Annotated in this window: 11 protein-coding genes; 5 read left to right on the top strand and 6 right to left on the bottom strand. The window is 46.8% G+C overall.

Annotation, left to right across the window (positions count from 1 at the left end; genetic code table 11):
- Positions 1-15: 15 nt before the first annotated feature.
- Positions 16-2391: a beta-galactosidase gene (locus tag LLG46_01755; GenBank protein MCE5322020.1), complete on the bottom strand. Its 2376-nt coding sequence runs from the start codon at positions 2389-2391 to the stop codon at positions 16-18.
- Positions 2392-2520: 129 nt separating this feature from the next.
- Positions 2521-3243, bottom strand: coding sequence for a prepilin-type N-terminal cleavage/methylation domain-containing protein (locus LLG46_01750; GenBank protein ID MCE5322019.1), 723 nt, complete (start codon positions 3241-3243; stop codon positions 2521-2523).
- A 513-nt stretch (positions 3244-3756) separates the two neighbouring features.
- Between LLG46_01750 and LLG46_01745 the strand changes: the two genes are divergently transcribed.
- A complete protein-coding gene (locus LLG46_01745; GenBank protein MCE5322018.1) occupies positions 3757-5136 on the top strand; it encodes a hypothetical protein in 1380 nt (459 codons plus the stop codon).
- A 5-nt stretch (positions 5137-5141) separates the two neighbouring features.
- Complete coding sequence (locus tag LLG46_01740; GenBank protein ID MCE5322017.1) at positions 5142-6512, top strand: S41 family peptidase; 1371 nt, start codon at positions 5142-5144, stop codon at positions 6510-6512.
- Between the two features lie 80 nt (positions 6513-6592).
- Here the strand turns inward: LLG46_01740 and LLG46_01735 are convergent, their stop codons facing one another.
- From LLG46_01735 to LLG46_01720, 4 genes are all read right to left on the bottom strand, one after another.
- Positions 6593-8971 (bottom strand): fibronectin type III domain-containing protein, encoded by a 2379-nt coding sequence (locus LLG46_01735; GenBank protein ID MCE5322016.1) that lies wholly within the window; start codon positions 8969-8971, stop codon positions 6593-6595.
- An 80-nt stretch (positions 8972-9051) separates the two neighbouring features.
- Positions 9052-9516, bottom strand: a complete 465-nt coding sequence (locus LLG46_01730; protein MCE5322015.1) for a hypothetical protein — start codon at positions 9514-9516, stop codon at positions 9052-9054.
- A gap of 358 nt (positions 9517-9874) precedes the next feature.
- The gene (locus LLG46_01725) at positions 9875-10549 is read right to left on the bottom strand and encodes a hypothetical protein (GenBank protein MCE5322014.1); all 675 of its coding nucleotides are present in this window, start codon (positions 10547-10549) and stop codon (positions 9875-9877) included.
- Positions 10550-10901: 352 nt separating this feature from the next.
- Positions 10902-11543, bottom strand: coding sequence for a PEP-CTERM sorting domain-containing protein (locus tag LLG46_01720; GenBank protein MCE5322013.1), 642 nt, complete (start codon positions 11541-11543; stop codon positions 10902-10904).
- Between the two features lie 792 nt (positions 11544-12335).
- Here LLG46_01720 and LLG46_01715 point away from each other — a divergent pair.
- Genes LLG46_01715 through LLG46_01705 form a run of 3 tightly spaced genes read left to right on the top strand, consistent with a single transcriptional unit; the run spans position 12336 to position 15435 of the window.
- The gene (locus LLG46_01715) at positions 12336-13622 is read left to right on the top strand and encodes a sugar ABC transporter substrate-binding protein (GenBank protein ID MCE5322012.1); all 1287 of its coding nucleotides are present in this window, start codon (positions 12336-12338) and stop codon (positions 13620-13622) included.
- A 23-nt stretch (positions 13623-13645) separates the two neighbouring features.
- Positions 13646-14575, top strand: coding sequence for a sugar ABC transporter permease (locus LLG46_01710; protein MCE5322011.1), 930 nt, complete (start codon positions 13646-13648; stop codon positions 14573-14575).
- Positions 14572-15435: a carbohydrate ABC transporter permease gene (locus tag LLG46_01705; GenBank protein MCE5322010.1), complete on the top strand. Its 864-nt coding sequence runs from the start codon at positions 14572-14574 to the stop codon at positions 15433-15435. Before LLG46_01710 ends, LLG46_01705 begins: the two co-directional genes overlap by 4 nt.
- Positions 15436-15453 lie beyond the last annotated feature (18 nt).

The raw sequence follows: 15453 nt of genomic DNA, 5'->3' as shown, positions 1-15453 counted from the left end.
TCTCCTGGATACAAGCTAATCGAATTTCACGAGTTCGAAATTTGATACTTCAAAAGCCAGATACTCACGCCCACATGTGCAGCCGAATTTGACTTTTGATATTGTTTTCAAGTCAAGGTGTCCGTTCGCATCCGGCACTTTAGCGTCAAACGGCTTCATATCACTGAAAAGCAGGACGACACGATGCTTTTTGCCAAGGGACTTTGTCGCACCCATATAACTCGTGCCATCTGGCTCTACCAAGACCAGCCGGATCATTGAAGAATAGCTGTCTTCGAGCATATTGAGATCAAAAGCTATGCCATCGAAATCGGACATGTCGACTGGCCTGGCAAAATTGAGCGTAGGATAGGCCCATTGCTCGGCTCCGTCGTCATCAAATTTCGTGTTTATGCGAAGCAATCCCGGCTTTGGGTCGTCAATCCTCAATGAGCAGTTTTGGGACGCAAGAGGAATCCACTGGCCTGGAATATTGTTCCAGCCCAGAGGCTTACTGGCAACAGGTTTCACAGCCGCTAGATTGAACCAGAACGAACTGACACAGTCGGCTACCTTTTCATTTGCGAAATTGCCATGGGCAATGATTCTAAACCTGCCCTCCGAAAGTATGCCCGGCTTTACCTGGAAGATGAGTACCTGTCGCCCCATAGGTTCGAGCGTTACATGGCGTACGGGGTTCTCGATGCCCCAGCCATCCGGAGCGACCAATTCGACCGTACCTTTTGCTGCTTTTTTTTCGCTGAAATTGTAGACCTCGACGCTATAATCAAATGCACTTCGGCTGGTAAGCTTATAGACGTCTTCCTCCTTGATTACCGGCAGATCAGAATGACCCATCACAATTACACGCGACGGGTTTAGCTTGGGCAGCCTGCCTCGCGGACGGGGATTGCCGGTAAGCTTTTTCTCGATAGACTTGCCAATGTCGATAAGATATATGGCATCAGGACCAACATTTACATTCAACTCGCCCTTTTCTGTCGAAATATGGCTTTCCTGACCGAATATGTTCGCCATCAGAATGCTCTTTTTGTCTGTCGGCACGCTCATCTGGGTCTTGATGTCCGACCATGCGACCATCACATTGCCCGTGCGTGTCGAAAACACCTGCGCGACTATTTCATGATTGCCTGTCTTGTATTCACCTTTATAGGTAGACTGGCCGAGGATGTTGGCCGCAGCAGACAGTGCAACAAATGACGGGTATGGCGTAAGATCAGGATGCAGAGCACCGAACTGAATACCACGCTCCAGATAAGAGGGCAGCACAAAGAAGAAGCTCTTATCCGTACCTGCCGCAAGTGACATAACTGCATTGCGAGGGATAAACTGACACTGAAGATGCTGGTCATCTCTGTTGAGCAGTTCTTTTTTTGGTCCCTCGGTGCCATCAAGTCTGATTCCACACTCGGTCAGCCAAATTGGACGATCTGTAGAACAATACTGACCCAAGAGATCCATATGATCGTTCAATGTTTTAATGTAAGTTGAGGGCTCATGATAGTTGTGCCAGTTGAATATATCAAAATAGCCGGTTGTGCCGGAATCATACAGACCACGCAAGAAATCGCTTACACCCCGCAATAATGAGCCTTGCAGCACATATGCCTTTGGATTGCCGTCTTTCAGACCCAGATACACAGCCTTTAGATAACCTGAGTAACGGTCACTGAGCTGGGACCAGAACTCGATGTCCGGCTCGTTCCATATCTCCCAGGCCTCTACCTGACGCGAAAAGTGGCCCGAAGCCGCACGCGCATAGTCGTAGACATCGCGAAGATCATCAGGACAGATAAAAATGCTGCTGCTGGCAGGATGAGACCACTTCGGTGAATCATGCCACAATTCATATAGGCGAATTCCCTCGGAAGCGTAGGCATCAGCAACAGCTTGATATTTATTCCAGTCGAACTTGCCCTTTTCCGGCTCGGTCCCTGTCCAACTGAACCTTTCACGTGCCCATGGGATGCCTGCCAATCGCATAATCCGAGCCAAGTCTTTGTATTTGCCGACATCTATCAGCCATGCCGCAGCCGCATCAGTGCATATCCTTCCGTCCTCCGGCAGAGCCGCTTTCCCCCTATTGAGCACGACACCTATTGAGGTCGTTACCTCTGACGCCGAATCGCTGCATTTCAATTCATACCAGCCCGCAGGCATATCCGACAGGTTTATATCAGCAGTTGTAGTGCCGCTTGTTACAACCTTGCCAAAATAGTCGGTTAGCTGATAGCTGACCGCGCCTTGGGGATCATTAAACGTGAACCCAACGGGAGCACCCGCCACAAATATGTTGCCGGGCGAGTCGGATGTGATGGAAAGAGAAAATGCGAAGGGAGATGATACACAAGACAGACCCAATAATACGAGGCAAGATAGTACCTTTGACATCATAGACCTCCGTGTGCTATTTCGGGGAATTACGTTAAGTGATGGCCGGAATAATAACGGCCATCACTTAATTATACATCAACTAAATTAATATACTATTTGTTGGAATAGAATAGCGTGATGTGATTTTTAGTGGTCATCCCTATCATCACCCAGGCCGGGAAGGTAGCCCCATAGCCCATGTGGGTCACTTCGGGCGATTTTGGGATTCATATTTTTTACATGGCCATCGAAGAAAAGATAGTTCATCACTTTGCCGCCCTTATGTGTGCCCGTGCCGACACCAGTCCCGGAATCGCCTTCAGCCCAACTCCAGGAACCATACATATTATACGCGCCAGTATATGCCACTTCAAAAAGTAAAATGTAATGCGACGGTCTGGGCTTCATCTCGGCTGCAGACCACCAAGCCTTGTGATCTTTCCAACTTTTAACAATATTGTATTGCGACCTTGGCTGGGTATTTACCACATAGGTGCGCGGCAGTATTTCTCTTGTCGCCGTGCTCGCGGGACGTTTGACAGTGTCTGAAGGACACTTGAAGACACTGTAGTTCTTCACATACTTGGAGATCGCAATATCCCATGTGCAAACTCGTTCACTTGATACCTGATGAAGTGGGTCAATCAACTCCTCATCAGTCGCCAGATTGCGTGCTGCTGCGGGATACCAGCCGTTATATTCGTCCACATACATTGCATATGCATTGCCTAGCTGCTTAAGATTCGCACTGCACGATGCAAGCTTCGCCTGATCTTTTGCGCTAAGAAAGACAGGATACAGAACAGCGGCCAGGATTGCAATGATTGCAATCACAACTAATAACTCGATTAATGTAAACCCTCTCCTCATAATAATCTACCTCTTCCTAACATCAAATTTGCCCTGCCGCATTATGCCTGCCAGCTAATTGGAATGACAAATTATCACTTTTTATCATAATCATGCTTTGACCGCATGATTCTCTTGCTTACATTACATTATGTATTATGGGTTAGTTTGCGCTGGTTGTCAAGGGCAAAAATATCAATAACTACATCATTTATTATACCAGAATTGTATTGCTTCCAGTTGGTCCCTCTACATTTAGTAGATTAGCAGAGAAATCAGCCTCCCACCACCGAAAAACAACCAATATGTATCGAAAAATGACAATGCCTGCAAATTTCGACCGTCTTCTATTTGTGTTGCACGGTATACAGGCTTGGAGAGAACTATCATAAGGCACACATCGTCATGTTCTGTGGCAGACGGAAATAATTGACATGCCTTCTTGGCGTGGTATAATCAAAACAAGGAATAGAATTGGACCAGATTGATTGCACCGGGGCGTCAATCCCGGTATTTTTTTGTAATGAGGTTGACATGCGAACGATTTACAGGATAGGGATAGGCTTGCTGGTGGGGCTGTGTTTCACGGCAGGATACACAGTAAGACTTGGCATTACCGCAAGAGAGAATACTGCGCTTGTAGAGAAGAAATTCCCATCATTGATACAGGGGACACGAATCGCCGCCGTCAACTTGCAGGGTGCAGACATAAATTTCCAACCCATACAAACACTGTATGTGGTGGTGCAGAACCTCCGTGAGCACTATGTCGAGCAGTTGACAAAGAAAGACGAAGGACTTATGACATATGATGCCTTGCGCGCAATGCTATCCTCATTAGGAGACCCAAATACTAGATTTACAGATCCGGATCAGAAAAAACTGATTCTGGATGCGCAAGATGGAAAATTTCATGGGATAGGGGCAATGCTCGGTATAAAACGAATTAAAACCGATGGCCTCACCGAGGAACACCTGATAGTGATCACCCCTATTCCAACCGGACCGGCAGCAGATGCGGGACTTAAAAGTGGAGACGATATCATCAATGTCAACGGTAAAATTGTGCTTCCTTTCGATCCCTATATGAGGGCAAATAAGCTGGTCAAGGATAATTTGAACGGGAAAATTGATCGCAACAAATTGCGAAAACAGCTCAAATCCGAACAGCAGAGAATTGATAACGGCATCGCAATAATGGACGCTCAAGACCTTTTGCTTTCGGAAGACAATAAGACTGTCGAACTGACCGTGAAACGTAATAATTCAGCAAAAGAGCTGACGATAAAGCTGCAACCGCGAAAGATCACCCTGGCGGCTTTAGCAAGTTCAATAATTGACAATGGTCAAATTGGATATGTAAAGATAAACTGCCTGCGGCCTGGTGTGGAAGATGACTTTGCTTCAGCAATAAACAGCTTCAGGTCCAGTAGCGTGAGCGGGCTTGTCCTCGACTTGCGCCAGTGTGCAAGCGGTAATGTGGAATCAGCGCTTTCAGTTGCAAAGCAATTGACACCAGGCAAAAGGTTTGCAATTCTGCAAAAATCCAGGGACAGAAAGTCGAATATTGAGATCGCAGGAAATCCAAGCACAGCCTGGAATAAACCTGTGATAGTCCTTGTGGATTCGAGCACTGCACGTACAGCCGAAGTGTTGGCTGCGGCCCTAAAAGAAAATGGAACAGCTCGGCTAGTCGGCAAAAAGACCTATGGCGATTCAGCATATGTGACTTTGATAGAGCAAAAAGATGGCTCCGCAGTTCTTATGACAACCGGCAAACTACTTACAAGTAAAGGCAACGACTTCACCGGTAAAGGGATTTCAGTTGATGTCGACGTAGCATCCGGCGATAAGAATGATACGCAGCTAAATGAAGCCGTCAAGCTGCTCGCCGCCAATGGAAATAGGAGTTAAGCTTGATGAAAAGAACACGGATCGCACAGGTCATTTTAATTATATTATTGCTGTGCGCAGCATTTGGGATGGGATTTATTGCCGAAGATGTTCGAGCAAGCGGATTCAATATTTCCAAACTGGTCGCATCTCTTCAATTACTGCCTCAGAAGATCGAGAACGCGCAGGGCAGCAGTGACAACAAATCAGATAAAATAACACTGCCTCTTATCGATACATATTCTTCGGTCATGGAGCGCTTGAAAGCCGACTATTATGGCGATAAGGTAGACGAAAGAGAGCTTACTTATAGCGCCATCAGAGGCACACTTCATGCGCTGGGCGACCCTTTCACGCGATTTATGGATCCGGACGAATATAAAAGTATGCGTGAAGAAAATGAGGGCACTTTTACCGGAATCGGCGCTCAATTGGACACAAACAAAAAAGGTGAGGTCTATATCAAGGAACCGTTGCCTGATACACCCGCGCAGCGGGCTGGCGTCAAGAGCAACGATGTAATCAATGCTGTTGATGGAAAATCGATCAAGGGAATCGATATAGAAGATGTGGTTAAGTTGATTCGGGGCAAGGCAGGCACAAAAGTCAAACTCACAATCAGACGCCCAGGACGTGCAAAAATGCTGGACATTGTGATTACTCGCCAGGTAGTCCAGTTCCAGAAAGTGCGTTCGAGAATGATCGATGAAAAAAGCGGCATAGGTTATATCCGCCTCTATCAGTTTAATGAAAAGAGTGATGAGCAGTTCGATAAAGCAATGGGTGAGCTTGAAAAGAAGCATCTGAAAGGATTGATACTCGATTTGAGGGGCAATCCCGGCGGTCTCCTACAGGTCGCAGTGGATATCGGCAGCCGGTTTATCGAGAGCGGTCCTGTTGTGATAATCCAGGAACGCGGTGGACAGCGCAACCCGTTATACGTAGAAGAGGATAAGCATAACCATAAACGCTATCCATTGGTTGTGCTGGTAGATAGTAGCAGCGCGAGCGCATCAGAAATTGTATCGGGAGCAATAAAAGACGATAAAGCAGGCACACTGGTCGGAGTGACAACATTCGGTAAAGGGCGGGTTCAGACTATTATGCCGCTGCAAGACGGCTCCGCTGTGGCAATCACTACAGCTAAATATCTGACGCCAAATGGAACCGATATCCACAAGAAAGGCATCACCCCTGATGTTGTGGTGGAACAGCCAGATATCGACACTGTGCTCAAGAGTTTGCCAGAAGCAGAAAAAGAAGACTATGATCCAAGCGATCCTAAATATGATGTGCAGCTATCAAAAGCAGTCGATGTCCTCAAAGTTAAACTCGGGCTCCTGCCCAAAAGCACATTAGATAAAATGATGAATACTACAGCCAAACTAAACAAGTAAGGCACTGATACCTGCAATGCAAATAGCAGCCCCGATGAAAATGTCACCGGGGCTGTTTTCTATGTTATATTATGATGATTTTACTCCTCGGCTGGAATGCAGGTCCAATCGCTCGCAGAATTGGTAATCAGCCTGTAGACATCATATTCACCTGTAGAACTGCCATGCGGATAGTATGGGTCAATATGCTCTATAGAAAGAACGCCCGTAGCCATTAAGTAATCGCCTGTAGCGACCTCTTCCCCACCTATGACCTTAACCCTTACTCCCTTGATGCCACCATATGGATCGACAAGGCCTGTTCCATCATCTACCTGGCATATCTGGGCTCCCTCAGTGTAATCATAATTGGAATCCGTCACTTTACCCCATAACCTTACGCGAGACCCCACATTACATACATATTGCGACGCATATAGCGCTATCTGATTGCAAGCACTGCCTCCAATACTCTTCTGTGACATTCCGAGCGGGTCGGGCAGAGTAAACGGTCCTTGTGTAGTTGTCCAATCGTAAGCAAACAGTGTAGCTTCTTTCCACGCATACACAGGTGCACCCTTAATGGTTACCTTATCCCCCACACTCGGCGGTGTGCCTCTGGATGTGTCAAACAATACGGCTATACCTGCAGGGATATCAGCACACTGGATATATCTGCGTGGATATGATGTGCTTGTATACGAAACCGATGGTGCTTCAGCAGTAACCAGTGCATCTTGGATCTCTGCGCCCGTACACGTCGCCATCTCCTTTAGGTTACCTATACTCATAGCAACCGGCGCACCAAAGGTGGCATCATCAAGTGCCACGACATGCTCCTCCGAGTATTTGTTGACAACGTCAAGAAACACAGTCACAATTCCACCGCTGCCCGCTGTTGCCGTTACTCCACCTGTATGCCACTGATTGTTGTTTGTTGGTGAAAATCCCGTCCACCAGACAATGTCGCTGTCTGTAGGATCGACCCCACCATCCGGGTCTATGCCCAGTCGAAACTCAGTATCGTAGAAACTGACGCTGTTGTTTTGTGTGGCAAAACGTGCACACAGTGTACATAACTGGCCCGCAGACCAATATAGCCTTTGGAAAACGCCACCATTTTTATACTCTGACGTCGTTTGGGCACCAATAAAGTATGAGCCGTCATATGCCTTAATTTGTGCAGATGACCAAGTTTGTGTTCCAGACGAAGGATATGGCCCAATTCGACCGTCTATATCTGTGCTGCCGGTAATCGAAGACTGATACAACACCCATGGGGACAAATCATTCTCAAAGCTCGAATTTTCGAGGGATGACACAGGGTCAGGATATGTGTGGAATGTCTGATCATCCGAATGAACCGACGTATATAGAGACCTGCTTGCCCAGACTCGGAAATGATAATCACTATTCTCATCCAGACCAGTCAGATGCACTTCATGTTCTGTAGTAAGCTCGGTATCCAAGTCGCTCGTGCTGCCATAGCTTGTTGTTTTGCCGTATTCGACCTGAGATGTAGAAGCAACATCAGTGTTCCATTTTATTATCGTATCAAGGCCTTCGGTTGCAACCGATATGTTGGAAAAGCATATCGGCAAGTCGAACGTGCAGTCGCCGGAATCTGTATCATATGCATTGGGAGCAGTACTTGTCGCTATGAAATGATATTGACTCGACGGATTGAGGTTTTCCAGCAAAAGGGAATGATCAGTAGTCAGAGTGTCATCCTGCACATAAGAACCATAGTTTGTATCTAGTCCATAGTCCACACGGGATTTAGACGGTATATCGGTGGTCCATTCGATGCGAGCCGTTGTATCCGGCCTGTTGGGATCATCACCTACATTTACAGTGGGTCCACTGGTAATGTTTATGTAAGTCTTTATGCTTACATTGTCCCAAAGAGATGATACCGTCGCATTATCCTCAAGTTGAGCATTCTCAATGAACAGCGTATATGTGCCGGAGCCATATAGATAAACCGTGGCTGTCTGCCATGGATCATAATCACCCCAGTACACAGATGACCACTGTGAAGCATCATTTCTGTCAGATGTGGAAAAATCTGCAAGACCTACGCTTACGCTGCAGCCGTCGGCTAAAGGTCCCCAGTTTAAATAGGTGTCATAGCCCTCTGAATATGCCCTGCCACTTATTGTAATCTCGGCAAAACCATAGCCCCACGTGAAAACTTGATACACACCTCCATTTTTCGGTGGGTCTGTTGGATATAGTGATTGTAGACCACAAACATTGCTGCCATCCGGCGCACTCGTTGATGCAAATATGTCAAACACACATGGTGAACTACCTATACATCCCGTAGTAGGCAAGGCACCATTTGTGCTTCCAGCATAAGCTGTCCACCCGGTTAAGCCGGATTCAAAACTGGGATTTGTGATGGGATTGTCTATGCACGAAGCAGGTGTGAGGATGACGAACGTCAACACAATGCTAATAACAAAAACTTTAGTCATTGACATTGCTCGCCACCAGTCCCATCCTGAAAGTTAGAAGTTGGAATCAATAGGTTGGAAGCCTCTACCCAAACATTATACTAATAATAAGAAATATCAGATTGCTGTCTTGGTCTGAGATTTGGCTGCACTGTATCATTTATTATAACTGTGCTGGAAATGCATGTGACAGCAACAATATCCCCCTTGCCGGGTGGATTTATCGTGCTGCCTGTTGCAAGATTGCTGTAACTTACACGCACTCCGATATTGTCACTCTCGACATCGTTTTCGATATGCATCGAACCATCTTTAAGGCCGGTACCATCATTAATATAGAAAAACTCATTTGAAGTATCAACCCAGGTTACAGCACCCCAGGTCTTGATAAGGAGTCCAATATTGTTGGCACCTGCTCCATTTTCAACGCCAGGAGTGTATTCATTGAGAGCCGACCCGCCAATTGCCCGATTGTTTATTGCAATAGGCTGCACTTCTTCAGCGTATAGCACGGCAGAAAGAATAACGACCATGCAAACAGATATAATCAATGTGAACAGCTTCATCAGGTCACCTCGATTTTTACACCTAATTGTTTTATACCTCAAAAATAGTCCTTTGGCAAGTGCAGCAGGCGAGTTTTTAGACGTTTACCGTGAATTATTCAGACTAGACTCGGAATGACAGTCATTGGTCGCCCATCGTGTAACAATAGCTTGCTCTATGTGAGCATATAATCACAGTGATTGTTTTCCCAACATATATGATGTTAAAACTCATGCAGGCAATAAAAAAGAGTGGCTGCCTGGATTTTACTCCCTGCAGCCACCCCTATGGGGGAAGTCCCCCTTAAATTCATAGTGGCCGGATTAAATTACTAACTTAATACATTGGTCGGTGTTGACCGACCCACCTAACTTGGAACTAGCTGCCCGGAATGATCAGGGCAAGGTTGTCCTTGAAAGTTAAGAAATAGTAGCCATAGCCTGGCGCCATTTCCTCACTGTCACAAAGATCATAACCCATACTGAAACTAGTCTGATATACTGCATCAAATCCAGTCATTGAGCCTTCACACCACCCTGCTGCAGCGGCATCAGCCCAAGAAAGCAGCTGTACGCCATCCGTCAGTTTGAAATTGTCACCCATACTGCTGACAGTAACAGGAACACTGGTGTTGAATGGAGTGCCGATAAGATGCCAGCCGCCGTTGTCCAAGCCGTCCAACTGATCTCCAGGCAGAGATATCCACATATCCGTCTTTACCCCTGCGGAAGGAACTCCATCAGCAAGACCATCATAACTTACAGTGTAGCTGCCATCGGATAGCAACCAATAACCATCACCTAACAAAACACCAGCAAAGGCATCAGGGTCAAGGTCATCATAACCAATAGAAGTCTGACTTGCTGCATCAAACCTGCTAAGGTTGTTAACAATATTGATGCCAGTGAACACATCCAGAGGATCGGAATTCAGTGGAACGAGTGGAGCACTGATACAGTTCCAGTCCACGTAAACATCGTATGTCGCTGTCTCAGCCATCACTGCACCTGCCAAAACCACCACCATTGCAAGCACTAAACCTAATGTTCTCATCTTTTCACCTCCTTTCAGTATATTGAGCTTTGAATTAAGAGTTAACATAACTATCCACCTCCCCCTTTCAGATTGATTAGACTGAGTCAATCTTTCTAGACCTCCCGCCTGCAATATAGCATGCACCCTGAGGCCTGTCAACCTGGTAATATTACTGGATAAGTGCGAGTCTCAAAACATGTTTTCCCAGACGACTCTCGATGAAAACCATCGAAGATCATTCATATAGTTGCCCTGCCCTTTAGCCGGCAGCGGCTTTTTGTTGCTTTTAAGATCCCCTTTGAGGAAAGATTGCCGCCGACCGAATGATCGGCGGCATAATTGGTGCACCAAGAATTTACTTGGCTAGCGTTTACTTTCTGCGGCGAATGCCAAAGCCTACGAGGCCGACAAGACCGCTGAGCATAGCGACCATACTGCCCGGCTCAGGGACTGCAAGAGTCAAATCATACGTCTGACCCTCGGAAACATCAAAATACCACGTAAAGAGCGGCGCAGTGGATGAGCCATTTTCCGCACCGGTGAATGTGTATGATGTAACGGATTCTCCATTACATATAGCGGACCCACTATCAATAGACAGCGTTACCGGCTTAACAACGTCATATGTCCCGGTCGGATTCCAACCAATCAGTTTGATCTGATCACCGACAAAGCCGTCCTGCTTCCATATCTTGATATGCCAAGTCGCATTGGTTGTAAGTGGAGCACGAAGGTCTTTGTAATAACCATTCATCGCGCTACCAACACCTAGATCAAAGCAACCAATACAAGCCAAATCACCAGTGCCGGCAACGTTATTTGCATCGTTGCTATCAACCCCATCCAATGCACCAGTCCTGGTGCCATAAATCGCAGAGCTGTTAAGGCCTTTTGAACCCGCTGCGTTGGTAGCCTTCAAATAGACCAACCAATCTGTTTCCGATGCGCTGACCATTGCGGCCAAGCCCATCACCATTGTAAGAACGATACCCAAAACGATAAGTTTCTTCATTGTTTCACCTCCTCCTCTCCGATTAGAAGATGCGATATTATCGCGTATCCCTGTGCTCAGCAACTGTTTCCCCCTTTCTAGCTCATCTGAACTTTGCGGAATTCTCACTCACTTGCATATGTTGCAAATTTCGTGCCAATTCGGCTGACTCAGCGGTGCACCACCAGGGGAAATAAGAGCACAAGCCTTAAAACCAGTATTTTGACGAGTCGCGTTAGGTTACTACCCTCCCAGGCGTCTGTCTAAAGGCTTGGGTTTCCGCGCCATGAAGATATTGGCGGAATTCCGTCCTTCCTTTCACATTTCACTGTCCGGCCTCTTCTAAACGAGAGGCTCTTTATTAACAGTGCTAACAAAGTGCTGTGTTGGCAGTTTAACATCGGAACGTCGGGTTGTCAACCCTTGTTAGATAAATCAGGTAATTATACCTAATCGAACCAGATCCTGCCCTAAAAAAGGCCGGGTACAGCCAACACTTACAAGTGTAATTTATCACCACATTGCTGAGCTGTCAATGGCTTTTTTTGACTTTTTTAAGCACAGTAAGTAAATCACGGTTGGTCGCTTGCATACCACTATAGTTGTTCACATCAGTAAACCACATACAATCGTGCAATTTACTGACCGTAAATTGCTTAGCAATATAACAGGTAATCATTACAGGCGAACTGCATCATAACTAAAGTCCGCATATATTTCACGATTTTACAGAATGGCTTGCACAGAAACCGGAAGGATAAAGTAAACCGTATATATAACTTGTAGGCAAAGCACCAAGATCAGGGTATTTGGATGGACAACAGACTGCCTGCCCGCCTCGGGGCAGTTTTTATTATTATAGCGCTTATATGTCCCCTCATAACGGGATGCGGCAAGAAGCAGCCGGAGAACGTCACAACCATACGATTCAGCTGTTGGGGAAATGATATTGAAGAAGTCAATATCAGAAGCCTGGTTGCCGAGTTCGAGAAAAAACACCCAAACATCAAAGTAGACCTCGAAATAATGCCCTGGTCACGTGTGCTCGATAAACTTATGATTTCCAGCGCCGGGGGAAGACCGCCGGATGTCACCCGTATCAGTTCGCTGTGGTCTGCACCGCTTGCAGCAAAGGGACTTCTCGAACCACTGGACTCCTATGTAAAGCGAGACAATTTCGATATAGACGATTTCTATCCGCAGGCTATAGAGGGCTGGGGAAAGTATAACGGTGTTCTATATGAACTGCCCACAGATATAGAAGTATTTGCGCTCTATTATAATAAGGAAATGTTCGACAAATACAAAATACCCTATCCAGAAGACTCATGGGACTGGGAAAAATACGTCGAGGTCGCAAAGAAATTCACCAGGGACCTTGATGGAGATGGGCAGTTGGACCAGTGGGGAACCACAATCGATGTGCGCTGGCAAAACTATATCTTCCAAAATGGTGGAAAAATACTCGGCGAAGACCGAAACAGATGCATACTTGACCAGCCAGCCGCGTATAACGGGCTGCAGTTCAGAGCGGACCTTACCAACAAATATCACGTGGCACCTAATGCGCAGGAGGCCGCCAACGTGGGAACCAACAAGCTCTTCACATCCGGTAGGATTGCAATGTGCATCGGAGCAAGTTATATCGCGGAACTGGTCCTCAAAAAAGAAGCAAAATTCGATTATGATGTGGCAATGCTTCCAAAAGGTCCCAAAGGCAGGGCAGCAGCATTGTGCGGTGCAGCGTATGGTATGCTTGCCCGCTCAAAACACAAAAATGAAGCCTGGGAACTCGTTAAATGGATGACTGGCAAGCAGTACCAACGGCGGACGGCAATTACGCTCCAAATATTTCCAAGTCGCAAATCCGTTGCACAATCAGGCGCGTATTTGTATCTCAATGCTCCACCAAAGAACAGAAGAGTGTTTGTCGATATGATCAAATATGGCCAGACCCTTCCAATGGTTTCGTGTGCACCTGAGATGACTCAAGTCACAACAAATGAATTGGATTTGGTTTGGCTCGGAAGGGAATCAGCAGAGCAGGGATGCAAAAAACTTGTGCCCCGTATAAATCAAATGCTCAGGCATAGCGACTGACGGCTCAACCACAGACATATACTATGGCTAAAGAGAAAAAATCACTATTACAGCGCAAAGAGGCAATAGAAGGGTATCTGTGCATCAGCCCATGGCTGGTAGGATTTCTTTTCCTTACCCTGGGACCGGTCATCTTCTCGCTTGCAATGAGTATGTATAAATGGGACATGGTCAACCCACCACAGCCAGTGGGGCTGGGAAACTATGCCACGATATTTACCGATGATGAATTGTTCGTCCAGTCGCTGAAAGTAACTGCCACTTATGCAGTCTGTGCAGTGCCGCTCGGCATGATATGTTCGCTTGCACTGGCAATGCTGCTCAATCTCAAAGTCAAGGGTATGCAGTACTTCAGATCTATATTTTATATCCCTGCGATTCTGCCCGGCGCAGCAGTAGCAATGGTCTGGCAGATGGTCTTCAGGCCGGAGTCCGACGGCATCTTTAACGCGATTCTCGGAGGCATTGCACACCTGCTGCATATAGCTTTCGCACCTATACCATGGCTTACCAGCCCGGATTGGGTGCTCAGGTCGTTTATAATAATGAGCCTGTGGAGTGTCGGCGGAGGAATGATAATCTACCTGGCAGGACTGCAGAGCGTGCCTACACAGCTTTATGAGGCCGCCGAGATTGATGGTGCAGGCAGTTGGCAGAAATTTCGCAATGTGACGCTGCCGATGATCTCGCCGACACTCTTTTTCAACCTGATAATGGGCATCATCGGCAGCTTCCAGGTCTTTACCAGTTCGTTTATCATGACCAGTGGAGGACCGGCAAACGCCTCGCTCTTTTATGTGCTTTACCTATATCAGAAAGCATTCAACTATCTGCAAATGGGGTATGCCTGCGCACTGGCATGGATATTGTTTGCAGTGATTTTGGCACTTACACTGTTTGTTATGAGCACATCGCGCAGGTGGGTCTATTATGAGGCGGAGTTGAAAAGATGAGCAAGACTAATGTTGCAAAAAAGAGGCCGGGGACGGCCAAGAAGAAGATGTGGATGTCCATCGCTTATGCAGCGCTCATATTAGGTTCCATTATCTCGCTCATTCCGTTCCTATGGATGCTGGGAACATCATTTAAGGACCCCACAAACGTATTCTTGGACCCGCCACAAATATGGCCGAAGCCCTGGCTGTGGAGCAATTACAGCAAGGCTTTTTCCAAGATGCCTTTTGCATTATATACATTTAATACAGTGCGTATTACGGCAATATGTATGTTCGGTCAGATGCTCTCATGCTCGCTGGTGGCATTCGGCTTTGCAAGGATGCGCTTCCCCGGCAGAAATGTTCTGTTTGTGATGCTTCTCGCAACAATGATGCTGCCCGCGCAAGTCACGATGATCCCTGTCTTCAAGATATTTGCCAGCCTCGGCTGGTATGACACGATTTTGCCGCTCACTGTGCCGTCATTCTTCGGCTCGGCATTCTTTATATTTCTGCTGCGGCAGTATTATATGACGGTGCCGCATGAGATGGACGAGGCCGCTCGTATCGACGGAGCAAACACCTGGCAGGTATATTTCAAAGTGCTTCTGCCACAGGTTAAGCCTGCGCTTGCGACACTGGCGATATTCTCTTTTATGAGCCACTGGAACGACTTTTTAGGGCCGTTAATTTACCTTTCCAGCCCGGCCAAACGAACCCTCGCACTAGGGCTTTATGCTTTCCAGGGACAGTATTTCACCGACTGGAACTACCTGATGGCTGCTTCGGCTGTAGTAATGCTGCCTCTGCTGATACTCTTCTTTGTGGGACAGAAGTACTTTATCCAGGGCGTTGTTATATCAGGGGTAAAAGGCTAAAGGGTCAGGATTCGAAAA

It is taken from the genome of bacterium (genome assembly GCA_021371935.1).
Taxonomy (GTDB): Bacteria; Armatimonadota; UBA5829; order UBA5829; family UBA5829; genus UBA5829.
Note: the sequence above shows the minus strand (reverse complement) of the source record. Positions and strands in the feature narration are given on the sequence as shown.